This is a genomic window from Amycolatopsis sp. NPDC004169 (assembly GCF_040610315.1).
Lineage (GTDB): Bacteria > Actinomycetota > Actinomycetes > Mycobacteriales > Pseudonocardiaceae > Amycolatopsis.
Map to the genome: position 1 here is coordinate 153,434 of NZ_JBEXMD010000016.1, position 22,537 is coordinate 175,970.

Annotated in this window: 20 protein-coding genes and 1 pseudogene; 15 read left to right on the forward strand and 6 right to left on the reverse strand. The window is 70.6% G+C overall.

Going from position 1 to position 22,537, the window contains the following annotated elements:
- Positions 1–74: 74 nt before the first annotated feature.
- Together ABZX11_RS23095 and ABZX11_RS23100 are read right to left on the reverse strand one after the other, a co-directional pair.
- Complete coding sequence (locus ABZX11_RS23095) at positions 75–1,118, reverse strand: MBL fold metallo-hydrolase (protein WP_354916079.1); 1,044 nt, start codon at positions 1,116–1,118, stop codon at positions 75–77.
- A gap of 105 nt (positions 1,119–1,223) precedes the next feature.
- On the reverse strand, positions 1,224–2,048 hold the full coding sequence (locus ABZX11_RS23100; protein WP_354916082.1) for a phospholipid scramblase-related protein: 825 nt from the start codon (positions 2,046–2,048) through the stop codon (positions 1,224–1,226).
- Positions 2,049–2,169: 121 nt separating this feature from the next.
- Here ABZX11_RS23100 and ABZX11_RS23105 point away from each other — a divergent pair, with 121 nt between their 5' ends.
- The 4 genes from ABZX11_RS23105 to ABZX11_RS23120 all read left to right on the forward strand — a co-directional run bounded on the left by ABZX11_RS23105 (position 2,170) and on the right by ABZX11_RS23120 (position 6,652).
- Complete coding sequence (locus ABZX11_RS23105) at positions 2,170–3,207, forward strand: methionine synthase (protein WP_354916085.1); 1,038 nt, start codon at positions 2,170–2,172, stop codon at positions 3,205–3,207.
- Between the two features lie 85 nt (positions 3,208–3,292).
- A complete protein-coding gene (locus tag ABZX11_RS23110) occupies positions 3,293–3,997 on the forward strand; it encodes a hypothetical protein (protein ID WP_354916088.1) in 705 nt (234 codons plus the stop codon).
- 11 nt (positions 3,998–4,008) lie between these two features.
- Complete coding sequence (gene ligA / locus ABZX11_RS23115; RefSeq protein WP_354916091.1) at positions 4,009–6,165, forward strand: NAD-dependent DNA ligase LigA; 2,157 nt, start codon at positions 4,009–4,011, stop codon at positions 6,163–6,165.
- Positions 6,158–6,652: a GNAT family N-acetyltransferase gene (locus ABZX11_RS23120; RefSeq protein ID WP_354916094.1), complete on the forward strand. Its 495-nt coding sequence runs from the start codon at positions 6,158–6,160 to the stop codon at positions 6,650–6,652. Before ligA ends, ABZX11_RS23120 begins: the two co-directional genes overlap by 8 nt.
- 64 nt (positions 6,653–6,716) lie before the next feature.
- Here the strand turns inward: ABZX11_RS23120 and ABZX11_RS23125 are convergent, their stop codons facing one another.
- Complete coding sequence (locus ABZX11_RS23125; RefSeq protein WP_176177898.1) at positions 6,717–7,370, reverse strand: amino acid-binding protein; 654 nt, start codon at positions 7,368–7,370, stop codon at positions 6,717–6,719.
- A 236-nt stretch (positions 7,371–7,606) separates the two neighbouring features.
- Between ABZX11_RS23125 and gatC the strand changes: the two genes are divergently transcribed.
- The 6 genes and pseudogenes from gatC to ABZX11_RS23155 all read left to right on the forward strand — a co-directional run bounded on the left by gatC (position 7,607) and on the right by ABZX11_RS23155 (position 13,252).
- On the forward strand, positions 7,607–7,906 hold the full coding sequence (gene gatC, locus ABZX11_RS23130) for an Asp-tRNA(Asn)/Glu-tRNA(Gln) amidotransferase subunit GatC (RefSeq protein WP_310974691.1): 300 nt from the start codon (positions 7,607–7,609) through the stop codon (positions 7,904–7,906).
- The gene (gene gatA / locus ABZX11_RS23135) at positions 7,903–9,420 is read left to right on the forward strand and encodes an Asp-tRNA(Asn)/Glu-tRNA(Gln) amidotransferase subunit GatA (protein ID WP_176172406.1); all 1,518 of its coding nucleotides are present in this window, start codon (positions 7,903–7,905) and stop codon (positions 9,418–9,420) included. The genes gatC and gatA overlap by 4 nt, the downstream gene beginning before the upstream one ends.
- Complete coding sequence (gene gatB / locus ABZX11_RS23140) at positions 9,417–10,922, forward strand: Asp-tRNA(Asn)/Glu-tRNA(Gln) amidotransferase subunit GatB (protein ID WP_176172405.1); 1,506 nt, start codon at positions 9,417–9,419, stop codon at positions 10,920–10,922. Before gatA ends, gatB begins: the two co-directional genes overlap by 4 nt.
- Positions 10,923–10,930: 8 nt before the next feature.
- Entirely contained in the window at positions 10,931–11,461 is a 531-nt protein-coding gene (locus ABZX11_RS23145) for a hypothetical protein (RefSeq protein WP_354916102.1), read from the forward strand.
- 322 nt (positions 11,462–11,783) lie between these two features.
- Positions 11,784–12,110: pseudogene (locus tag ABZX11_RS23150) on the forward strand (cupin); the annotation flags it as partial.
- Positions 12,110–13,252, forward strand: coding sequence for a Gfo/Idh/MocA family oxidoreductase (locus tag ABZX11_RS23155; RefSeq protein WP_354916105.1), 1,143 nt, complete (start codon positions 12,110–12,112; stop codon positions 13,250–13,252). The pseudogene ABZX11_RS23150 and the gene ABZX11_RS23155, both read left to right, overlap by 1 nt.
- On the opposite strand, the gene ABZX11_RS23160 is transcribed toward ABZX11_RS23155, so the two are convergent.
- Positions 13,249–14,457, reverse strand: coding sequence for a PQQ-dependent sugar dehydrogenase (locus tag ABZX11_RS23160; RefSeq protein ID WP_354916108.1), 1,209 nt, complete (start codon positions 14,455–14,457; stop codon positions 13,249–13,251). The genes ABZX11_RS23155 and ABZX11_RS23160 overlap by 4 nt on opposite strands.
- A 65-nt stretch (positions 14,458–14,522) precedes the next feature.
- On the opposite strand from ABZX11_RS23160, the gene ABZX11_RS23165 reads away from it, so the two are divergent.
- A complete protein-coding gene (locus tag ABZX11_RS23165) occupies positions 14,523–15,431 on the forward strand; it encodes a 2-hydroxyacid dehydrogenase (RefSeq protein ID WP_354916111.1) in 909 nt (302 codons plus the stop codon).
- Between the two features lie 37 nt (positions 15,432–15,468).
- Positions 15,469–16,044: a DoxX family membrane protein gene (locus tag ABZX11_RS23170; RefSeq protein WP_176172400.1), complete on the forward strand. Its 576-nt coding sequence runs from the start codon at positions 15,469–15,471 to the stop codon at positions 16,042–16,044.
- Positions 16,045–16,314: 270 nt separating this feature from the next.
- Here the strand turns inward: ABZX11_RS23170 and ilvD are convergent, their stop codons facing one another.
- A complete protein-coding gene (gene ilvD / locus ABZX11_RS23175; RefSeq protein ID WP_354916114.1) occupies positions 16,315–18,159 on the reverse strand; it encodes a dihydroxy-acid dehydratase in 1,845 nt (614 codons plus the stop codon).
- A gap of 115 nt (positions 18,160–18,274) precedes the next feature.
- Positions 18,275–18,715 (reverse strand): PH domain-containing protein, encoded by a 441-nt coding sequence (locus ABZX11_RS23180; RefSeq protein ID WP_354916117.1) that lies wholly within the window; start codon positions 18,713–18,715, stop codon positions 18,275–18,277.
- Positions 18,716–19,040: 325 nt separating this feature from the next.
- On the opposite strand from ABZX11_RS23180, the gene ABZX11_RS23185 reads away from it, so the two are divergent.
- The 3 genes from ABZX11_RS23185 to ilvC are packed head-to-tail and all read left to right on the forward strand — an operon-like array spanning position 19,041 to position 22,489.
- On the forward strand, positions 19,041–20,933 hold the full coding sequence (locus ABZX11_RS23185; RefSeq protein WP_176172397.1) for an acetolactate synthase large subunit: 1,893 nt from the start codon (positions 19,041–19,043) through the stop codon (positions 20,931–20,933).
- Between the two features lie 2 nt (positions 20,934–20,935).
- Positions 20,936–21,442: an acetolactate synthase small subunit gene (gene ilvN, locus ABZX11_RS23190; protein WP_003080760.1), complete on the forward strand. Its 507-nt coding sequence runs from the start codon at positions 20,936–20,938 to the stop codon at positions 21,440–21,442.
- 33 nt (positions 21,443–21,475) lie between these two features.
- Positions 21,476–22,489, forward strand: coding sequence for a ketol-acid reductoisomerase (gene ilvC / locus ABZX11_RS23195; protein ID WP_176172396.1), 1,014 nt, complete (start codon positions 21,476–21,478; stop codon positions 22,487–22,489).
- Positions 22,490–22,537: the final 48 nt, after the last annotated feature.

The window sequence follows — 22,537 nt, forward strand, 5'->3', positions numbered from 1 at the left end:
CACCCAGTATGCAGGAGGCCGGTCGGCGGCCCAACTGCTACGAGGTGGCTACCCATAGTGTCGGCTGCGCAGGTTCAGGTCAGCGCGTAACGACGAACACCGTCGACGACGTGGGCGCTCAGTTTTCCTTGCGAGGCCAGAAGATCGAGATGTGCTGCGGTTTCCAGGACAGCGAGCATCTGATTGAAGGAGTCCATTTCGGACAGTTTGCGGTTGCGGCGGGTCCAGTCGATGCGAAGCGCGGCCTCGTACGCGCAGGTCGCACCCGCCTCGATCTGCGACGCGATCGTTTCGAGCCGCTGCCGATGGTGTTCCAGCAGCTCGTCGACCCGGGTGTGCACGCTTTCGGACACTGGGCCGTGCGCGGGAAGCATCCGGCGGTCGGGCATGGCGCGAACCAGGCGCAGGGAGTCGATGAAGTCGTTGAGCGGCAACTCGGCCGGTACCGGCTGGAAGCCGATGGAGGGCGTGATGTGCGGTAGCACGTGGTCGCCGGAGAACAGCAGGTCGGCGGTGTCGTCGACGAAGACGACATGGCCGGACGTGTGTCCCGGAGTGGCGACGACCTCGAACTCGCGCCCGGGCAGGATCGGCCGCGGGCCCGGGGTCAGCCATTCGTCGGGTGCTTCCCAGAGGTCGGCTTCCGTGTGCCGCCGGCTGGTGCCGAACTGCTTGGCCAGCGCTTCCACGACCTCGCCGGCTCCGGCCTGGAACAACAGGTCGACCTGGGCTTCCATCGGCAGGCGGTCGGGATTGCCGGATGCCTTGAGTGAAGGCTCTTCGTCCTGGCCGAGGGCGATCTTCGAACCGAAGTCACGACGGAGGACCACTGCCTGCGAATAGTGGTCCCGGTGCACGTGGGTGACGAGGAACTCGCTCACGTCGGCGAGCTCGGCGCCGATCCCGCTCAGAGCGTCGGCGAGCTGTTGCCGGGCCACGGTCAGCGCCCATCCGGAATCGACCAGGACCAGCTTCTCGCCGTCGGTGACCGCGTAGACGTTGACCGCGCGGAGAGCGTCGTTGGGCAGCGGCAACGGGATCCGGTAGACGCCGGATGAGACCTGGTAGATCCCGGGCTCGGTCCAGTTCCTGTCGCTGCTTTCCGGCAACGGTTCCACGGTGACCTCCGTCCCGGCGAGACTGCGGCGTCCCGGCCTCTTGTTCACCCTGAGCCGTGCCGGGCCCGCTGTCCACCGGGAGGAGATGAGACGCCGGTCACTCGATCAGTCCGTGTCCTGCTTCAGCGCGGTGTCGATCGTCAACGCCGCGGCGACGACCATGCTGGCGAGCGGATCCGGGAGCGGGTGAGGGATCTCGACGACGTAGTTGTCGGCCGTGGTGAAGGCGGCTTTGAGGAACCCGCCCCAGGTCTTGGTCACCCGGGCGACCTCGGTGCCGGCGTGGTCGCGAATCGAGAAGTTCCAGGCACGCCAGTTCTCGGCGAAGATCCCGCCGATCGACCGGCCGTCGACGAGGAAACCGAACCGGATCTTGCCGAAGACGTTTTCCTGGACGATCTCGCCGATCGGCGTCTCGTCGGCTCTGGTGACCAGGAACCGGGACTTGAACACCTTCGCCGGCCGCGTCACCTTGAGGACGGTGCTGTGGTTGGCGTCGCGGACCTCGAACTTGTGCGTCAGGAACTGGTCGTAGTTGGTCAGCAGCCGGATCGCCTTCTTCAGCGTGCTCTGCCCCACCTCGACGACGCCGCCGAGCTGGTTGCCGTGCTGGTCGAAGACGCCGAACTCGTTGGCCATCTCGATCAGCTTGGCTCGCTGGTTGACCACGAGGACGGGTTCGGTGAACAGAGTCCCGCCGCCGGCGCGTGCTCCGCCGCGGCCGCGTGTCGCGCGATTGACCTGGTTCTGGATCCGGGCCGGGTCGTGGGCCCGTTCGATGTCCAGCTCGATCGGCGCGGAGTCGCTCGGCGGTGCCGATGGGTACGCCGGCCGGGTGTCGGCGGTCCAAGCCTGGCCGTCCCACCACCGGTGCAGACGGGGGTCCCGCGCGTCCGGGTACCAGCCCGGCTGCGGTGGCGAACTCGTCATGGCCGGTCAGCCTAACGTCGCGGACGCGCTCATGGTGCCAGTCAAGGGAAATGCGGTGAATGTCCGCATCCCGGCGCCCCGGCCGGTGCCGGGACGCGGCGGTCGACCAGAATCAGTGTTCGTGAGTGAGCGAATCTGGCCCAGCGGGGCTGCGACGGCGATCGGCTCGATGCCGGGCACCGATCCGGTCGAGGCGGCTGCGGTCGTGTTCGGCGAGTTGCCCGACTTCCCGCACCTGCCCGAGCTGCCGGCCCGCGGCGTCGGCGCGGACATGCTCGGCCGGACCGCCGCGCTGCTCGTCGACCTGGCCGTCGAGGTCGTGCCGAGTGGCTACCGGGTGGCGTCCCGACCTGGGCACGAGCATCGCCGGGCCGTCGATCTGCTCCGCTGGGACCTCGACGCCGTCCAAGAGGCGCGCGAGAAGGCCGGGGTCACTCCACCCGTCTTCAAGATCCAGCTTGCCGGGCCGTGGACCCTCGGCGCGGGGATCGAACTGCCCCGCGGGCATCGGGTCCTGACCGATCGCGGGGCCTTGCGGGACTTCACGTCGTCCCTGCTGGACGGCCTCACCGAACATGTCGCGGAAGTGCAGGCCAGGACCGGTGCACCGGTGGTCGTCCAGTTCGACGAGCCGTCGTTGCCCGCGGTGCTGGCCGGGGGCCTGTCGACGCCGTCCGGCTACGGGAGCGTCCCCGCGGTGCCGGCGCCCGAGGCCCGTGAGCTGCTCACGACCGTCATCGACGGCGCCCGGCGGATCACCGACCGTCCGGTGATCCTGCACTGCTGCGCCGCGAAACCACCCCTCGGCCTGCTGCGGGAGGCCGGTGCCGACGCCCTGGCCTTCGACCTCGCCGCGCTCGACGGTGCCTCCGCAGCGTTCCTCGACGAGATCGGCGAAGTGTGGGACGGCGGGGCCACGCTGTTCCTCGGCGCGGTTCCGGCAACGGTGTCCGGCGCTTCGCCGAGCCTGAAGGACGTCGGCGAGCCGGCGTTCCGGCTGGCCGACCGGCTCGGGTTCAACCGCAGCGTCCTCGCCGAACGAGCGGTGCCGACGCCCGCCTGCGGCCTTGCCGGCGCGACGCCGGAATGGATGCGCCGAGCCCTGTCGCTCACCCGAGACCTCGGCAAAGCCTTCGTCGAGCCGCCCGAGGGCTGGTGACGGAATCCGGCAACTCGCCGACGTCCGCCCCGGTGGGCAAGTAGCGTTGGCGAGGTAGCCGACCGAACGAGGACCACCCGAAACCATGCGTCTGCTCCGCCGCAAGAACGCCGCCGCCGATCCGCCCGACCCGCGTACCGCGTGGCCCGAGCAGCCCGTGCCGGACGATCCGGCGGCCGCTGCCGAAGCGTTCTGGCGCGGCTGGTTCGAGCTGCTCCCGATGGTCAGCGCGGCACTCGGCGAGGGCGAGCCGCACCGCGTCGAGCACGAGCTCTGCCAGCTGGTCGAGGCGCTGCACCCGCGGCTGCACTTCTCGCTCGAGCGTGGTCGCCAGGCGATCTACGCCCTGGTCGTCACCGGCCAGGAGGATCCCGAAGTGCGGCCGTTCACCGACGCGTGGCGCGCTGCCGCGCCGCCGGACGACGCGATCTGGGAGTACCACGACTCGGTGCCGCCGGTGCCCGATCCGACCGAGGTGACCGTGAATCTCGGCGAGCACCGGATCGCGCTGGCCGACGTCCGGGTCGTCGCTCAGGTGGACGACGACGAGCACGTCGTCGACGTCGCCGTCTTCCACCCGCGCTTCGGCGACCTCGACGCCGCGACCCGCCGGACCATGACCTTCCTGCCGCTCGATGCGACATTGGGTGAACGCCTGGCCGCCGAACGGTTACGGCGCGTCGAGACCGCGGAGGCCGAGCCGGCCGGCTCGATCACCCTTCTGGAGTTCCGTGAACTGGTCCGTGGACTGGACGGCGGACCGCACGAAAATGTCGGTACCGCCGACTAGGGTTACCACCCGTGAGCAGCACCGACCTTCCCCAGGACCAGAGCGCCGAGGACGTGACCGACGTCCCGGCCGACGTGCGTGAGCGGCACGGCGCCCTCGCAGAGGAACTACGCAACCACCAATTCCGCTACTACGTCCTGGACTCGCCGATCATCTCCGACGGGCAGTTCGACGAGCTGCTGGGCGAACTGCAGCAGCTCGAGGACCAGTACCCCGGGCTGGTAACGCCCGATTCGCCGAGCCAGCGGGTCGGAGGCACGTTCTCGACCGAGTTCACCGCGTACGACCACCTCGAGCGCATGCTCAGCCTGGACAACGTGTTCGACCAGGACGAATTCCTGGCTTGGGTGGAACGTGTCGAGAAGGAGGTCGGGCAGACCGAGTTCCTGGCCGAGCTGAAGATCGACGGGTTGGCGATCAACCTCCTGTACGAAAACGGCCACCTGACCCGGGCCCTCACCCGCGGTGACGGCCGGACCGGCGAGGACGTCACGCTCAATGTCCGCACGCTCGACCAGGTCCCGGAGACGCTGACCGGCACCGACCAGTTCCCGGTACCCGCGCTGGTCGAGGTGCGTGGCGAGGTGTACTTCCGCGTCGAGGACTTCCTCGAGCTGAACGCGAAGATGGTCGAAGCGGGGAAGCCGCCGTACGCGAACCCGCGCAACACAGCGGCCGGCTCGCTGCGGCAGAAGGATCCGAAGATCACGCGTGAGCGGCGGCTGCGGTTGATCTGCCACGGGATCGGCAAGCGCGAAGGTTTCGAGCCCCAGCGTCAGTCGGAGGCGTACGACGCTCTGGCGGCGTGGGGGCTGCCGGTGTCGCCGCACAGCAAGGTGCTTACGTCGGCCGACGAACTCACCGCGCACATCACCTACTGGGGTGAACACCGGCACGACGCCGAGCATGAGATCGACGGCGTGGTCATCAAGGTCGACAGGGTGGCGCTGCAACGGCGGCTCGGCACGACGTCGCGCGCGCCGCGGTGGGCGATCGCGTACAAGTACCCGCCCGAAGAAGCCATCACGACGCTGCTGGACATCCAGGTCAACGTCGGGCGGACCGGGCGGGTGACCCCGTTCGCCGTCACCGAGCCGGTCAAGGTCGCCGGGTCGACCGTCGCGCGCGCCACCCTGCACAACCAGGAAGAGGTCAAGCGCAAGGGCGTGCTGATCGGCGACCGGATCGTCATCCGCAAGGCCGGTGACGTCATCCCCGAGGTCCTCGGGCCGGTGGTGGACGCGCGGACCGGTGACGAGCGCGAGTTCGTCATGCCCACTCACTGCCCGGCTTGCGGTACCGAACTCGCCTACCAGAAGGAAGGCGACAAGGACATCCGCTGCCCGAACAGCCGCTTCTGCCCGGCGCAGCTGCGGGAACGCCTGTTCAGCCTGGCCGGCCGCGGTGCCTTCGACATCGAGGTCCTCGGGTACGAGGCGGCGGCCGCGCTGCTCGACGCGCGGGTGATCGCCGACGAAGGCGATGTCTTCGACCTCGACGAGGACAACCTCGCCGAGGTCGAACTCTTCCGCACCAAGGCCGGCGAGCTCTCGGCGAACGCGCGGAAGCTGCTCGCCAACCTGGAGGTGGCGAAGGACCGGCCGCTGTGGAAGGTGCTGGTCGCTTTGTCGATCCGGCACGTCGGGCCGACCGCGGCGCAGGCGCTGGCGCGCGAGTTCGGCTCGATCGAGCGCATCGAGGAGGCGACCGAGGAGGAGCTCGCGGACGTCGACGGCGTCGGCCCGACCATCGCCCGTGCCACTCGGGAGTGGTTCGAGGTCGGCTGGCACCGGGAGATCGTCGAAAAGTGGCGACGCGCCGGGGTGCGGATGGAGGAGGAGCGCGACGACTCCATCCCGCGCAACCTCGAGGGGCTGTCGATCGTGGTGACGGGCTCGCTCGACGGGTTCTCGCGCGACGAGGCCAAGGAGGTCATCATGGCCCGCGGCGGCAAGGCCGCCGGGTCGGTCTCGAAGAAGACCGCGTTCGTCGTCGTCGGGGACTCGCCTGGTTCGAAATACGACAAGGCGATCCAGCTCAAGGTGCCCGTGCTCGACGAAGCCGGCTTCCGCGTCCTGCTGGAGCAGGGCCCCGACGCGGCGCGGGAGGTGGCGCTGCCGGCCGGCGACGAAACCGCCGAAGAAGAGACTGGGGGAGAGGATGAGTGACGTCGAGATCCGCCCACCACGGCCCGAGGAATACGCCCTCGCGGGGGAGGTCACGGTGCTGGCGTATGAGGCCGATGGTCACTTGGCCGACGACGTCGGCTACGACGCGACGCTCCGCGACGTCGCGCGGCGGGCCGAGGAGGCCGAGGTCCTCGTCGCCGTGGACGGCACGGGGAAGGTGGTCGGCACCGTGACCATCGTGCTCCCGGGCTCCGAGTTCGCGGAGATCTCGCGCCCGGGCGAGCTGGAGTTCCGGATGCTGGCGGTGGCTCCGTCGGCGCGTGGTCGCGGAATCGGCGAGGCGCTGATCAACGCCGTGTTCGAGCGGGCGCGCGCGCTGGGACTCCGGAAAGTGGTGCTGAGTAGCCTCGAGCGGATGCGCAGCGCGCATCGGCTCTACGAGCGCCTCGGGTTCACGCGCCTGGCCGAGCGGGACTGGCGGCCGTTTCCGCACATCACGCTCATCGCCTACCAGATCGACGTCTGACCTGGGCTTTGCCGAGAAAGGGACGGACCCCGAGGGGCCCGTCCCTTTCGGCGACGAGTGAGTGTCAGCCGTCCAGGACGACCGCGACGATGCCGGCGAGGTGGGTGAGCCGGGCGACCTCGGCGGCGCGGAAGTTCGGGCCGCCGGGGCGGGCGACGAGCAGCGCTTTGCCCGGCTTGCCGAGCGGGGTCGCGGCGAGCTCGGTGCCGAGCTCCTTCCAGGTCTCCGGGATCCACGCCTCTTCGCTGTCGAGGACCGTCGCGCGCTCGAGCGGCAGCCACGGCAGGTCGGTGATCGGCGTCTCCGGGGCCGCGCTGGACGACGCCAGCCGGATCGCGCCGGTCTCCGAATGCTCGACGATCATCGCCCAGCCGGCGCGCACGATGCGGGGGACACCCTCGGCGAGGATGTCGAGGCCGGACTTCGGCTGCGCGGCGATCTCCTCGACGAGCTCGAGCTCCCGGTGCGTGTCCAGGACGCCCGCGTAGGGACGGACCGCGTCCACTTCGACGCCTTCGACGCTCTCGGCTGCCGTGATCAGCGCGTCGGGCAGGCGGCCCGACGGGAGCTCGACGACCAGGTCGTCGACGGCGGTCCCGTTGCCGCGTTCGACGACGTCCACGCTGAGGATGTCGGCGCCTACCGTGCCGAGCGCCGTGGCGACCGCGCCGAGGGTCCCCGGGCTGTCCGGAAGGAGGACCCGGATCAGGAACGACACCACGCGCCCCTCTCACCTCTGGCGTCCCAGCCTTGCCGTGGGACGCTCGATGCCGGTCGCCGATTGTGACAGACCCACCCGGCTCGCGGGACCTGCTGTCCGCCGGGCGGGATGTGAGCGTCGCCGGACGGCAGCCGGCCTGCGCCGGGCGTAACCCAGTCGAGTCCGCCCGCGCCGCCACCATAGACTTGCAGCTTCCGAGACAACCCGCACAGCACAACCCGGGAGTCACCCGCGTGCCCAACATTTCCCGAGACGAGGTCGCGCACCTCGCGAAGCTGGCCAGGCTGGCCGTGACCGACGACGAAATCGACGTCTTCGCCGGCCAGCTCGACCAGATCCTGGACTCGGTGGCCAAGGTGAGCGAGGTCGCCGCCGCCGACGTGCCGCCCACGTCGCACGCCGTGCCGCTGACGAACGTTTTCCGACAGGACGTCGTCGTCCCCGGGCTCACGCAGCAGCAGGCGCTGGCCGGTGCGCCGGCCGCCGAAGACGGCCGGTTCCGGGTGCCGCGGATTCTGGGGGAAGAGCAGTGAGCGAGCTCATCAAGCTGACCGCCGCGGAGCTGGCGGGGAAGATTCACTCGCGCGAGGTGTCCGCGGTCGAGGTCACCCAGGCCCACCTGGACCGGATCGCCGAGGTCGACGACCACATCCACGCGTTCCTGCACGTCGACACCGAGGGCGCGCTGGCCGCGGCCAAGAAGGTCGACGAGGGCCTCGCCGAGGGCCAGGCGCCCGCGTCGCCGCTGGCCGGCGTGCCGCTCGCGCTCAAGGACGTGCTGACCACCGAGGGCGTCCCGACCACCTGTGGTTCGAAAACGCTCGAAGGCTGGCTGCCGCCGTACGACGCGACCGTGACGCGCAAGCTGCGCGAGGCCGGTGTCGTCATCCTCGGCAAGACGAACATGGACGAGTTCGCCATGGGGTCGTCGACCGAGAACTCCGCGTACGGTCCGACGCACAACCCGTGGGACCACGCCCGCATCCCGGGCGGGTCGGGCGGTGGCTCGTCGGCGTCGATCGCGGCGTTCGAGGCCGCCATCGCCATCGGCACCGACACCGGTGGGTCGATCCGGCAGCCGGGGGCCGTCACCGGGACCGTCGGGGTCAAGCCGACCTACGGCGGGGTGTCGCGGTACGGGCTGGTCGCTTTTTCGTCCTCGCTCGACCAGGCCGGGCCGTGCGCGCGGACGGTGCTTGACGCCGCCCTGCTGCACGAGGTCATCGCCGGGTACGACCCGCGGGACTCGACGTCGATCGACGCGCCGGTGCCGCCCGTTGTCGCCGCGGCGCGTCAGGGCGCGACCGGTGACCTGAAGGGCGTCAAGGTCGGCGTCGTGAAGGAGTTCGGCGGCGACGGTTACCAGGCCGGCGTGCTGCGGTCGTTCCAGGCCGCGGTGGAGCAGCTGCGTGCGCTCGGCGCCGACGTCGTCGAGGTGTCTTGTCCGAATTTCGTCTACGCGCTGCCCGCCTACTACCTGATCGCGCCGAGCGAGTGCTCGTCGAACCTGGCGCGGTTCGACGCCATGCGCTACGGCCTGCGCGTCGCCGACGACGGCACGCACAGCGCCGAAGAGGTCATGTCGCTCACCCGTGAAAAGGGCTTCGGCGCCGAGGTCAAGCGGCGGATCATGCTGGGCACCTACGCGTTGTCGTCCGGCTACTACGACGCCTACTACGGCTCGGCGCAGAAGGTGCGCACGCTCATCACGCGTGACTTCGACGCCGCCTTCGAGCAGGTCGATGTCCTCGTTTCGCCCACGACGCCGACCACGGCGTTCAAGATCGGCGAGCGGGTCGACGACCCGATGGCGATGTACCTCGCCGACCTGTGCACGATCCCGTCGAACCTGGCCGGCAACGCCGCGATGAGCGTGCCGAGCGGGCTGTCGGACGAGGACGGGCTGCCGGTCGGGCTGCAGATCATGGCCCCGGCGCTCGCCGACGACCGGCTCTACCGGGTCGGCGCCGCCTACGAGGCCGCCCGCGACGCCGCCGCCGGCGGGGCGCTCATCCACAAGGTCCCGGAGCTGGGAGGAACGAAGTGACTGCCGTGGCCGAGTTGATGGACTACGCCGACGTCGTCGAGCGGTTCGACCCGGTGCTCGGGCTCGAGGTCCACGTCGAGCTGAACACGAACACGAAGATGTTCTGCGGCTGCCCGAACGAGTTCGGCGGCGAGCCGAACACGAAGGTCTGCCCGACCTGCCTCGGCCTCCCCGGGGCGCTGCCGGTCGTCAACGGCAAGGCCGTCGAGGGCGCGATCCGGATCGGCCTCGCGCTGAACTGCGAGATCGCCGAGTGGTGCCGGTTCGCGCGGAAGAACTACTTCTACCCGGACATGCCGAAGAACTTCCAGACCTCCCAGTACGACGAGCCGATCGCCTTCAACGGCTACCTCGACGTCACCCTCGACGACGGCGAGGTCGTGCGCGTGGAGATCGAGCGCGCGCACATGGAGGAGGACACCGGCAAGTCGCTGCACGTCGGCGGCGCCACCGGGCGGATCCACGGTGCCGAGCACTCGCTGCTCGACTACAACCGGGCCGGCGTACCTCTGATCGAAATCGTGACGAAGCCGATCGAAGGCACGGGTGAGCGGGCGCCCGAGGTCGCGCGGGCCTACGTGAGCGCGTTGCGCGACCTGCTTCGCGCGCTCGACGTCTCCGACGTCCGGATGGACCAGGGCTCGCTGCGGTGCGACGCGAACGTCTCGCTGATGGCGAAGGACGCGACCGAGTTCGGGACGCGCACCGAGACGAAGAACGTCAACTCGCTGCGCAGCGTCGAGCGCGCCGTCCGCTACGAGATGACGCGGCAGGCGGCGATCCTCGCCGAGGGCGGTTCGATCAAGCAGGAGACGCGGCACTTCCAGGAGGCCGACGGCACCACGTCGCCGGGCCGGACGAAGGAGACCGCCGAGGACTACCGGTACTTCCCGGAGCCCGACCTGGTCCCGATCGCGCCGTCGCGCGAGTGGGTCGAGGAGCTCCGCGGGACGCTGCCGGAGATGCCCTCGGAACGGCGGAAGCGGATCCAGCAGGAATGGTCGCTTTCCGACGAGGCCCTGCGTGACCTGCTGAACGTCGGTGCCGTCGACCTCGTCGCCGCTACCGTCGAGGCCGGCGCGACCCCGGACGAGGCGCGCGGCTGGTGGGTCAACACCCTCGCCCAGGAGGCGAACGCGCGCGAGGTCGAGCTGACCGACCTGGCGATCACGCCGAAGCAGGTCGCCGAGGTGATCGGGCTCGTGTCGTCCGGTGAGCTGACGAACAAGCTCGCCAAGGAGGTCGTCCAGGGCGTGCTCGCCGGCGAGGGCGAGCCGCGGGACGTCGTGGAGAAGCGTGGGCTGAAGGTCGTCTCGGACGACTCGGCGCTGCTCGCGGCGATCGACGAGGCCCTCGCGGCACAGCCGGACGTCGCGGACAAGATCCGCGGCGGCAAGGTCGCCGCGGCGGGTGCCATCGTCGGCGCGGTCATGAAGGCGACCAAGGGACAGGCCGATGCCAAGCGGGTCCGCGAGCTGATCATCGAGCGGGTCGGTTCCTGACCGTTTTCATGACAAAGCCGGGATTCGTTAAAAGCGTCACCTGGCGCGAGTGGCTCGGCCTGGCGGCCGGGCTGCTCGCGCTGGGCTCGACGTTCCTGCCGTGGACCACGCTGACCGCGACCAGGCCGGACATCGAGGACATCCTCGCGCAGCTGCCCCGGGGTGACGTCGTCCGCGACGCGTGGCACTCGAGCTTCTTCGCCTGGTGCCCGCCGCTGCCGTTGCTGCTGGCCGGGCTGGTCGTGGTCGTTTTCGGGCGAATCCGGACCCTGCGGGCCAGCGGCCTGCCGCAGCTGTGGCTGGTGGTCGCCGCCGCGTCGCTGCTGCTGATGGTGCTCGGGTGGGTCACCCTGGACTGGGAGTTCGACGCCGACCAGCGCGGGATCTTCGAGGCCGCCGGAGTTGCCATCCGGCCCGGCCTCGGCCGGTACCTGGGGCTGCTCGCGGCGCTGGTTTCGGGGGTTGCCGCTTTTCTGGACATGCGGGCGATGCGGGCCGAAAGCCGGCAGCCGCGGAAGGCTCGCAACAAGAGCGGCTGATCTCCCGGCCGCGCAGGGGGTCATCTCCGCGGACCTCGCCACGAAGTGATCAAGTGGCGCTTTCCTGAGGAGCTCACCGCGGGCGAACTGCGGCTGGGTTGAGCAGTCGTCCGACCGGTGGATCACGGTCGCTGACAACGTTGACATCGTGGTCGCCCGTTGCGTGAGAAAGCGCTTTCTGAGACGGTCGGGGAGGCGCGCAGCACTGCCGCGGACGGTGTCGTCGCCCGTGGGTTGGCGGGCCGTGTGGGCCGGTGTTGCGGGGGCGCCGGAACCGTGGAGGGAGACCCGGGTTGGCTCAGGGAAAGCGCTTACGGGTGGCCGTCGTCGGGACCTGGCCGTCCGTGGGTATTTGCCGCTGCGCGAGGCGATGGGGGACGGCGACTCCGGACCGCTGCGCGCGTTCCACCGGGCGGCCGTCGCGCTCGTCGCGCCGAAGGTCGCAGAGTGGGTACTGCGCTGGCGGGCCGGGGCGTTGCGGGCCGCCGAACTGACCGGTGCGCAGCTGAAGGCACTCGCCGACGGTGACGGGAGCCACCTCGAGGAGTCCGGCCTGCGGGTCGCGACGCCGTCGAACCCGGATGGCTACGGCATGTGCGGCCGCCGCACCGAATACGACATCCCGCTCGACCAGGAAGGCGTGCAGTGATGAACCAGTCCAGCATCGGAGTGCTGCTCAACGGGGTCACGGGCCGGATGGGCTACCGGCAGCACCTGCTCCGGTCGGTCCTGGCGATCCGCGAACAGGGCGGCGTCGCCCTGCCGGACGGCAGCCGCGTGCAGCTCGAGCCGGTCCTCGCCGGGCGCAACGCCGCGAAGCTCAAGGACCTCGCCGACCGGCACGGCCTGACCGCCTGGACCACCGACGCCGATTCCGCGCTGCAGGACGTCGACGTCTACTTCGACGCGCAGCTGACGTCGGCGCGCGAGCCGTCGGTGCGCGCGGCGATCGCCGCGGGCAAGCACGTCTACGCCGAGAAGCCCCTTGCCGAAAAACTGACATCGGCGCTGGAGCTGGCCGGGCTCGCCCGGGACGCCGGGATCTGCCACGGCGTCGTCCACGACAAGCTGTTCCTGCCGGGCCTGCTGAAGCTGCGCCGGCTGGTCGACGGCGGGTTCTTCGGGCGGGTCCTGTCGGTGCGCGGCGAGTTCGGCTACTGGGTGTTCGAGGGCGACTGGCAGGACGCGCAGCGCCCGAGCTGGAACTACCGCGCCGAGGACGGCGGCGGGATCGTGCTCGACATGTTCTGCCACTGGAACTACGTGCTCGAGAACCTCTTCGGCCGCGTCTCGGCGGTGACGGCGAAGGCGGTGACGCACATCCCGCGCCGTTGGAACGAGCAGGGCGAGGCATACGCGGCGACGGCGGACGACGCTGCGTACGGGATCTTCGAGCTCGAGTCGGGGGTCATCGCGCAGATCAATTCGTCGTGGTCGACGCGGGTCTTCCGCGACGAGCTGGTCGAATTCCAGGTCGACGGCACCGAGGGCAGCGCGGTCGCCGGGCTGCGGCGCTGCCGCGTCCAGCACCGCTCGGCGACGCCCAAGCCGGTGTGGAACCCGGACCTGCCGGCCACCGAACCCTTCCGCGACCAGTGGCAGGAGGTCCCGGACAACGCCGAGTTCGACAACGGCTTCAAGGCGCAGTGGGAGGAGTTCGTCCGGGACGTCGTCGCCGGGCGGCAGCACCGCTACGACTTCTTCTCCGCCGCCCGCGGGCTGCAGGTGGCCGAGGCCGGGCTGACGTCGTCGGCCGAGGGACGGCGGGTGGAGCTGAAGCCCCTCGCCTAGTCCCGGCCGTTGCCGCCGCCGGACGTGGCCGGGGTGATCAGCACGACGCGGTCGTCGCTGGAGACCGGGTGGCCGCCGTCCTTGTTGACCGTGCCCGCCACCGCCAGCTGCGGGTTGATCATGCTCATGCCGGCGAGCCGCCCGTACGTCACCGGCGGCTTGCCGGTCTTGCCGTCGAGGCTCACCGTCGGCTTGCCGCTGATCGCGCCGTCGGGGGTGACCGGCAGGTTCTGGAGGTTGCCGGCCAGCGACGTGCCGACCGAGAGCGAGCCGTTGGCGTCGACGAAGTCGGCGCAGCCCGCGACACCCGGCTTGTCCGGCCACGTCCACGCCGGCGTCGACAGCGGCTTCCCGGCCTGGACCCGGTAGAGGGCGTCCTTGTCGGCCAGGCGATCGGTGACCCAGACGCGGCCGCCGTCGGCCGACGCGCAGACCCCGCCCGGGGCATGCAGGCCGGCCGCCACCACGAGCGCGCCGTTCGGGTTGCCCGCCGCGGCCTTGCCGGAGGTGTCGATCCGCAGCAGCTTCCCGGCGAGGGAGCTCGGGTTGGCCGCGGCCCCCGGGTCGCCCGCGTCGCCGGTCGCCACGAGCAGGGCGCCCCGGTTGTCGGTGCCGATCGTGCCGCGGTTGCCGGACGCGCCCTTCGGGATGCCGGTGAGCACCGGCTTCGGCGCCTGGCCCTGGGCGAAGCGCACCACGCGGTTGTCGGTCGCGGTCGTGATGTAGGCGAAGACCAGCTGGTCCTCGACGTACGACGGCGACAGCGCCAGGCCGGTCAGGCCGCCGTCACCGGCCGCCTCGACGTCGAGCTTCGCGAAGTCCGTCGCGTCCTTGCCGCCGGTCGCGAGCAGGACGCGACCGCTCTTGCGCTCGCCGGCGAGCGCGCTCGGCGTGGAGCCGTCACCCGGCAGGCCGGCCACCGCGGCGACGGTGTCCTGGCACGTCGCGATCACCGACGGGTCGAAGTCCTTGCAGCCCTGCGGCGGCGGCACCGGCGCGGCCGTCCCGCCGGGGCGGACCTGCTTGCCGTCGCTGCCGGAGTCCGCGCCGGGGCCCTGGACCTCGGGTGGCGACTCGGGGCTGGGGACGGGCGCGGGGCTGAACGTCTGGCCCGCCGCGGTGTCGTCGAATCGCGCGCACCCGGCGGGCAGCAGGACGCCGCAGGCCACGATCGCGAGCAGGGCCGAGCGGTAGCGGGTGCGCATGATCCCCCAGCCTAGGTGCCGGTGCGTGAACCATGGGTGAGTACTCCTCGATTACGTTGGAGATCATGACGCTGACCGTGCTGGTGCCCGACGACGAGGGCATGACCGTGCTCGCCGAGGTCCCGCGGGTCCTGCCCGTGCGCTACCAGTGGGGCGAGCCGGTGCCGCCCGAAGCGGGGAAGGCCGAGGTGCTCATCCCCGGCAAGCACCCGCCCGGCGAGCAGCTGTGGCGCACGGTGCCGAACCTGAAGCTGATCCAGCTGCTGTCCGCCGGCGCCGAGGACTGGGTGGGCAAGGTGCCCGACGGCGTCCTGCTCTCCACCTGCCGCGGCGCGCACGGCGGGAGCTCGGCCGAGTGGGTCGTCGCCGCGCTGCTGTCGATGTACCGGAAGCTGGACGTCTTCGCCGCGGCGCAGCGCGAAGGCCGGTGGGAGCGGCAGACGGCGGACACGCTGCAGGGCAAGCGCGTGCTCGTCATCGGCGCCGGCGACCTCGGGCAGCACCTGCGGCGGCGGCTCGAGCCGTTCGACGCGCGCTGCACGATGGTCGGGATGACCGCGCGGCCGGGCGTGCACGGCGTGCGCGAGCTGCCCGGGCTCCTGGAACTGCACGACGTCGTGGTGCTGATGGTGCCGCTGACGTCGCGGACGCGCGGGATGGTCGACGCGGAGTTCCTGGCCCGGATGCGCGACGGAGCGGTCCTGGTCAACGTCGCGCGCGGCGCCGTCGTGGACACCGATGCCCTGGTCGCCGAATTGACCACGGGCCGGTTGCGGGCCGCCCTCGACGTGACCGATCCCGAGCCGCCGCCCGCCGGGCACCCGCTGTGGACGGCGCCGGGGCTGCTGCTGACGCCGCACGTCGGCGGGGCCGTGCGCGGGGTCCGGGGCCGTTCGTACGCCGTCGCCGCGGCCGAGATCGCCCGGTACGCCGGCGGGGAGCTGCCCGACAACCTCGTCCACGGCGAATACTGAGCTCGCCAGGCCCGCGGCGATCCCCTAACCTGCGCGGGTGAGCAGTGGAGACGACTTTTCGCAGCAGCCCACCAGCGTCCTGTCGGGCGTCGAGGACGACCGGTCGGACGACACGCCGCGCCAGGGCGGACTGGGCTTCGGCCTGCTGATCCTGCGGCTGGCGCTCGGCGTGACCATGGGCGCGCACGGGCTGCAGCACCTGTTCGGCCTGTTCGGCGGGCCGGGCATCGGCGGGTTCGCGCGGGTGCTGGAGACCTTCGGGTACCACAAGCAGACGACGCTGCTGGCGTGGATCACCGGCATCACCGAGGTGGGCGGCGGGGTGCTGGTGATCGTCGGGCTGTTCACACCGCTGGCCGCGGCGGGTCTGCTGGGGGTGGCGGCGAACGCGGTGTACGCGAAGTTCCACGGCGGGTTCTTCGAGGGGTCGGGGCAGGGGTTCGAGTTCGAGCTGCTGCTTGCGGCTTCGGCGTTGAGCCTGCTGTTCACCGGGGCGGGGCCGGTTTCGCTGGAGCGGAACACGCCCTGGCGGAAACGGCCGTTGCCGCTGGGGCTGGTTTCGCTGCTGCTGGCGGCCGCGGCGGCGGTGGTGGTCATCGTTTTGACGCGGTAGGGCTGGGGTGGCTCGATCGGGTGGCTCCGGGTTCCGTGGCGGCCGAAACTGTCGGTGGGCGCCGGTAATGTTGAAATCGGGGGTCCCCCGCCGGCTGTGGACAACTCGGCGGCTTGTGCCGGGGCTGTGGACAACTGCGGTGCGCGGGCCCGGATTTGTCGGTGGCCGCGAGTAACGTTGAATCCGGGGGTCCCCCAAGCGGCGGGGCCTGTTGTGGCATGGAAAAGGCCGCCCCGGGCGAGCCGGGGCGGCCTTCGGAAAACAGCCGACCTACTTGTTCACGTCCCGCACCGCACCAGTGTCCGCCGACGTCGCCATCCGGGCGTACGCACGCAGCGCCGCCGTCACCGGGCGCTGGCGCTCCTTCGGCTGCCACGGCCTCTCCGACGCCTCCATCTTCGCGCGGCGCTCGGCCAGCACCTCCGGGGCGACCAGCAGCTCCAGGCGCCTCTCGTGGACGTCCAGCAGGATTCGGTCGCCGTTCTCCACCAGGCCGATCAAGCCGCCCGCCGCGGCCTCCGGGCTGATGTGGCCCACCGAAATGCCCGATGATCCGCCCGAGAAACGGCCGTCCGTGATCAACGCGCACTTCTTGCCCAGGCCCGACCCCTTGAGGAATGCCGTCGGGTGGAGCATCTCCTGCATGCCCGGGCCGCCCGCCGGGCCCTCGTAGCGGATCACCAGGACCTCGCCCGGCTGGATCTCCTTCTTCAGGATCGCCGACACCGCCTCCTCCTGGCTCTCCAGGACCCGCGCCGGGCCCTCGAAGTGCCACAGGTCCTCGTCGATGCCCGCGGACTTGATCACCGCGCCGTTCTCCGCCAGGTTGCCGCGGAGGATCGCCAGGCCGCCGTCCTTCGTGTACGCGTGCTCGACGTCCCTGATGCAGCCCTCCGCCGCATCCGTGTCCAGGGACGACCAGCGGTTCGACGTCGAGAACGCCTGCGTCGTGCGGACCCCGCCCGGCGCCGCGTGGAAGAGCTCCACAGCCTCCGGAGAAGGCGACGATGCCCGGATGTCCCAGGCGGCAAGCCACGACGACAGATCCGGCGAGTGGACCGACCACACGTCCGTGTTCAGCAGGCCGCCGCGGTACAGCTCGCCCAGGATCGCCGGGATTCCGCCCGCGCGGTGGACGTCCTCCATGTGGTAGTCCGAGTTCGGCGCCACCTTCGACAGGCACGGCACGCGGCGGCCGATCGCGTCGATGTCGGCGATCGTGAAGTCGACCTCGCCCTCCTGGGCGGCCGCGAGGATGTGCAGCACCGTGTTCGTCGAGCCGCCCATCGCCATGTCGAGGGCCATCGCGTTCTCGAACGCCGCCTTCGACGCGATCGAACGCGGCAGCACCGACTCGTCGTCGTTTTCGTACCAGCGGCGGCACAGCTCGACGACCGTGCGGCCGGCCTGCTCGAACAGCGCTCGGCGCGCGGCGTGCGTCGCCAGCGTGGAGCCGTTGCCGGGAAGCGACAAACCGAGGGCCTCGGTGAGGCAGTTCATCGAGTTCGCGGTGAACATGCCGGAGCACGAACCGCACGTCGGGCAGGCCGAACGCTCGACGACGGCCAGCCCGTCCTCGTCGACCTCGGGGCTCGCCGACGCCGCGATCGCCGTGATCAGGTCGGTCGGGGCCTGCGCGACGCCGCCGACGACGACCGCCTTGCCTGCCTCCATCGGGCCGCCGGAGACGAACACCACCGGGATGTTCAGGCGCATCGCCGCGTTCAGCATGCCCGGGGTGATCTTGTCGCAGTTGGAGATGCACACCAGCGCGTCGGCCTGGTGCGCGTTGACCATGTACTCCACCGAGTCGGCGATGATCTCGCGCGAGGGCAGCGAGTAGAGCATCCCGGAGTGCCCCATGGCGATGCCGTCGTCGACGGCGATCGTGTGGAACTCGCGGGCGACGCCGCCGGCTTCCTTGACCGCCTCGGCGACGATCTCGCCGAGGTCCTTCAGGTGCACGTGGCCCGGCACGAACTGGGTGTAGGAGTTGGCGATCGCGACGATCGGCTTGCCGAAGTCGCTGTCGGTCATGCCCGTGGCGCGCCAGAGCGAGCGCGCGCCCGCCGCGTTGCGGCCGTGGGTGGTGGTCCGGGAACGGAGAGGCGGCACGGGAACTCCCAGGTCAAAGGGTGGCCGGCGAAACTGGTAGAACCAATTTACGCTGTCGGGCCAAGCCCGTCCGCCGAGGGTGGGGGACCGGGTTGCGCCGCCGGCCGCCGCGGGGTCACTCGCCGGTCGACGTGCCGGGCTTGATGTCCTCGGGGGCCAGCTGCCCGCTCGGGTCCGCGACCAGACCCTCGCTCACCAGCGACAGCACCGGCAGGTGCCGGGTCCGCACGGTCGGCAGCGGCACCTTCGTGTCGTCCTGCAGCACGGCCTGCACGCGGGACTTCTTCGTGATCGCCAGCCCCTTGAGCGCCGACCACGGGATGTCGCGGTGGCCGAACACCGTGCGGACGGCCAGCCCGGACCGCGTGGCGACCGTGCGGTGGCGGATCACGAACACCGCCAGCGCGATCGGGAAGACGTAGAGCCACTGCAGGTACGGGATCTCCCCGAGCGCGATCGGCGTCACGCAGATCGTCAGGAGAGCGATCGCCATGAAGGACGTGCGCGGGATCCGGAAGACGGCCTTCCGGCCTTCGTCCTGCTGTTTTTCGGCCACGCGGAAATGGTGCACCGCGCGCACGCGCGGCTCGAACCCGGGTCGCGCCGGTGTGACCCACGTCCACGATGCGGACACGTCATCCCGCAGAGTTGACACCCGCACGGCGTTCGGTCTAGCGTCATCGCCGTGACACCGCTGACCGGCCTCGTACTTCCCAAGCGCGTCGACGCTTAGGGAAGACTTTCCGCTGCGTCGACGCGCGAACCCTCGTGCGACCTTACGGTCGGCGAGGGTTTTTTGTTGCCCTAGGGAAGCAATTCCCGGCCCCACCGCACAGAACCGACCCGAACGAGTGACACCCGAGACCCACGAGGCAGATCCGATGACCAGTGCGACGTCGCGCAGCGACGCGAAGCCCGGGCCGACGCCCGGAACGCCCGGAGCACGTCCGAAGCCGGCCCCACCGGCGGGAACGCCGGTGCGCGTCACCGGCGCGCAGTCCCTCGTGCGCTCGCTCGAGGCCGTCGGCGCCGAGGTGGTCTTCGGGATCCCGGGCGGCACCATCCTGCCCGCCTACGACCCGCTGCTCGACTCGACGAAGGTCCGCCACGTCCTGGTCCGCCACGAGCAGGGCGCCGGGCACGCGGCCACCGGCTACGCGCAGGCCACCGGCAAGGTCGGCGTCTGCATGGCCACCTCGGGCCCGGGCGCGACCAACCTGGTCACCCCGCTCGCCGACGCGAACATGGACTCGGTCCCGGTCGTGGCCATCACCGGCCAGCAGTCCCGGGCGCTGATCGGCACCGACGCGTTCCAGGAAGCCGACATCTGCGGCATCACGATGCCGATCACCAAGCACAACTTCCTCGTCACCGACCCCGCGGACATCCCGCGGACCATCGCCGAGGCGTTCCACCTGGCCGCGACGGGCCGACCCGGCCCGGTCCTGGTGGACATCCCCAAGGACGTGCTGCAGGAGATGACCTCGTTCTCCTGGCCGACGGAGCTGCGGCTGCCGGGCTACCGCCCCACGCTGCGCCCGCACGGCAAGCAGGTCCGCGAAGCCGCGAAGCTGATCGCGAAGTCGCGGCGCCCGGTGCTCTACGTCGGCGGCGGCGTCATCAAGGCCGAGGCGCACGAGCAGCTGAAGCAGCTCGCCGAGCTGACCAACATCCCGGTCGTCACCACGCTGATGGCGCGCGGCGCGTTCCCCGACTCGCACCCGCAGCACCTGGGCATGCCGGGCATGCACGGCTCGGTCGCCGCGGTCGCCGCCATGCAGCGCGCCGACCTGCTGATCGCGCTCGGCGCCCGGTTCGACGACCGGGTCACCGGCCAGCTGTCCTCCTTCGCGCCGGACGCCGCGGTCGTGCACGCCGACATCGACCCGGCCGAGATCTCCAAGAACCGCAAGGCCGACGTGCCGATCGTGGGCGACTGCAAGGAGATCATCGGCGAGCTGATCACCGCGGTCACGACGGAGTTCGACCACAGCGGCAAGCCGGACCTGGCCGACTGGTGGACCCAGGCCGACGACTGGCGCAAGACCTACCCGGCCGGCTACGAGTGGCCGGACGACGGTTCGCTGTCGCCGCAGTACGTCATCGAGCGCATCGGCGAGATCGTCGGCCCGGACGCCGTCTACGCCGCCGGTGTCGGCCAGCACCAGATGTGGGCCGCGCAGTTCGTCAAGTACGAGAACCCGCGCACCTGGATCAACTCCGGCGGCCTCGGCACGATGGGCTACGCGGTGCCGGCCGCGATGGGCGCGCAGTTCGGCGTCCCGGACACGCAGGTGTGGGCGATCGACGGCGACGGCTGCTTCCAGATGACCAACCAGGAGCTGGCCACCTGCGCCATCGAAGGCGCGCCGATCAAGGTCGCCGTCATCAACAACGGCAACCTGGGCATGGTCCGGCAGTGGCAGAACCTCTTCTACTCGGAGCGGTACTCCAACACCGACCTCGGCACGCACAAGCACCGCATCCCGGACTTCGTGCTGCTGGCCGAGGCGCTGGGCTGCGCCGGCCTGCGGTGCGAGACGAAGGAAGACGTCGACGCCACCATCCGCCGCGCGATGGAAATCAACGACCGCCCCGTCGTGATCGACTTCGTCGTGGGGAAGGATGCCCAGGTGTGGCCGATGGTCGCGGCCGGCACCGGCAACGACGAGATCATGGCGGTCCGGGGCATCCGGCCGCTGTTCGACGACGACGAGGTTTCGGTCGAGACGACCGAGGCCGCCGCGGAAGCCGCCGGAGAGGGTGAGCGCTAGAGATGAGCGTCCACACGCTGAGTGTCCTGGTCGAGAACAAGCCGGGTGTGCTCGCGCGCGTCTCGGGCCTGTTCTCCCGCCGCGGGTTCAACATCGAGTCCCTCGCCGTCGGGCCCACGGAAAACCCCGAGGTGTCCCGCATGACGATCGTGGTCGCCGTGGAAGAGCTACCGCTCGAACAGGTGACGAAGCAGCTCAACAAGCTGGTCAACGTGATCAAGATCGTCGAGCTGGAGCAGTCGACCGCCGTGCAGCGTGAACTGCTGCTGGTGAAGGTGCGCGCCGACAACACCGTGCGCAGCCAGGTCCTCGAAACCGTCCAGCTCTTCCGGGCCAAGGTGGTGGACGTCTCTCCGGAGGCACTCACCGTCGAGGCCACCGGGACGTCCGACAAGATCGGTGCGTTGCTGCGGATGCTGGAGCCGTATGGCATCCGCGAACTCGTGCAGTCCGGCATGGTCGCGGTGGGTCGCGGCGCCCGTTCGATCACCGCCACATCACCGCGCTGAAGCAAGTAAGTCAGGAAAGGAAGCAGTACCCCCATGGCAGTGGAAATCTTCTACGACGACGACGCCGACCTCTCGATCATCCAGGGGCGCAAGGTCGCTGTCATCGGCTACGGCAGCCAGGGCCACGCCCACTCGCTGAGCCTGCGCGACTCCGGCGTCGACGTCCGCATCGGCCTGCCCGAGGGGTCCAAGTCGCGGGCGAAGGCCGAGGAGCAGGGCCTGCGCGTGCTCACCCCGGCCGAGGCGTCGGCCGAGGCCGACCTGATCATGATCCTGGCGCCGGACACCAAGCAGCGCTTCATCTACGAGCAGGACATCGCCCCGAACCTCAAGGACGGCGACGCCCTCTTCTTCGGGCACGGCTTCAACATCCGCTACGACCTGATCAAGCCGCCGTCGAACGTCGACGTCGCGATGGTCGCCCCCAAGGGCCCGGGCCACCTGGTCCGCCGCCAGTTCGTCGACGGCAAGGGCGTCCCGGCGCTCATCGCCGTGGAGCAGGACGCCACCGGCAACGCCCAGGCGCTCGCGCTCTCCTACGCGGCCGCCATCGGTGGTGCCCGCGCCGGCGTCATCAAGACGACGTTCACCGAGGAGACCGAGACCGACCTCTTCGGCGAGCAGGCCGTGCTCTGCGGCGGCGCGTCCGCGCTGGTGCAGACCGGGTTCGAGGTGCTCACCGAGGCCGGCTACGCCCCGGAGATCGCCTACTTCGAGGTGCTGCACGAGCTCAAGCTGATCGTCGACCTCATGTACGAGGGCGGCATCGCGCGCCAGCGCTACTCGATCTCCGACACCGCCGAGTACGGCGACCTGACCCGCGGCCCGCGCGTCATCTCGCCGGCGGTCAAGGAGGAGATGAAGAAGATCCTCGGCGAGATCCAGGACGGCACGTTCGCGCGTGAGTGGGTCGCCGAGGACGAGGCCGGCCGGCCGAACTTCACCAAGCTCGAGGAGCAGGGCAACCAGCACCCGATCGAGGAGACCGGCAAGAAGCTCCGCGGCCTGATGTCGTGGGTGGACCGGCCGATCACCGAAACCGCCTGATCTCTCCCGGCCAGACGCCGAAGGGGACGCCCGGTGCCGGGCGTCCCC

Bases quoted from the DNA above. Each gene is read 5' to 3' on its own strand.
- ABZX11_RS23100 (WP_354916082.1), bottom strand. From the start codon at position 2,048: ATGACGAGTTCGCCACCGCAGCCGGGCTGGTACCCGGACGCGCGGGAC.
- ABZX11_RS23110 (WP_354916088.1), top strand. From the start codon at position 3,293: ATGCGTCTGCTCCGCCGCAAGAACGCCGCCGCCGATCCGCCCGACCCG.
- ABZX11_RS23120 (WP_354916094.1), top strand. From the start codon at position 6,158: ATGAGTGACGTCGAGATCCGCCCACCACGGCCCGAGGAATACGCCCTC.
- ABZX11_RS23145 (WP_354916102.1), top strand. From the start codon at position 10,931: ATGACAAAGCCGGGATTCGTTAAAAGCGTCACCTGGCGCGAGTGGCTC.
- ABZX11_RS23155 (WP_354916105.1), top strand. From the start codon at position 12,110: ATGAACCAGTCCAGCATCGGAGTGCTGCTCAACGGGGTCACGGGCCGG.
- ABZX11_RS23160 (WP_354916108.1), bottom strand. From the start codon at position 14,457: ATGCGCACCCGCTACCGCTCGGCCCTGCTCGCGATCGTGGCCTGCGGC.
- ABZX11_RS23165 (WP_354916111.1), top strand. From the start codon at position 14,523: ATGACGCTGACCGTGCTGGTGCCCGACGACGAGGGCATGACCGTGCTC.
- ABZX11_RS23185 (WP_176172397.1), top strand. From the start codon at position 19,041: ATGACCAGTGCGACGTCGCGCAGCGACGCGAAGCCCGGGCCGACGCCC.
- ilvN (WP_003080760.1), top strand. From the start codon at position 20,936: ATGAGCGTCCACACGCTGAGTGTCCTGGTCGAGAACAAGCCGGGTGTG.
- ilvC (WP_176172396.1), top strand. From the start codon at position 21,476: ATGGCAGTGGAAATCTTCTACGACGACGACGCCGACCTCTCGATCATC.